Source organism: Streptococcus sp. CCH8-H5, assembly GCF_001556505.1.
In the GTDB taxonomy this organism is placed as follows: domain Bacteria; phylum Bacillota; class Bacilli; order Lactobacillales; family Streptococcaceae; genus Streptococcus.
Map to the genome: position 1 here is coordinate 1 of NZ_LSIZ01000126.1, position 222 is coordinate 222.

At 44.1% G+C, this 222-nt stretch carries 1 protein-coding gene; it reads left to right on the top strand.

Going from position 1 to position 222, the window contains the following annotated elements:
* Nucleotides 1-222 (top strand): GBS Bsp-like repeat-containing protein (locus AX663_RS08645; protein ID WP_197414217.1); only part of this gene is annotated, 222 nt, incomplete at both ends.

Sequence of the window (222 nt, forward strand, 5' to 3'; positions counted from 1 at the left end):
AAGAAGTTAAAGAAGTCCGTGTCCCAATCTGGTCAGATAAGAATGGCCAAGACGACCTTACTTGGTATCATGCCGACAAACAATCAGACGGTAGCTATAAGGTTCATGTAGATAAAGCCAGCCACAAGGGCGATGCCGGTACCTATTCTGTGCATCTTTACTATATGTTGGATGGTAAGCGAACTTATATTACCGAAACTACAGCCACAGTCCCTGAAACTC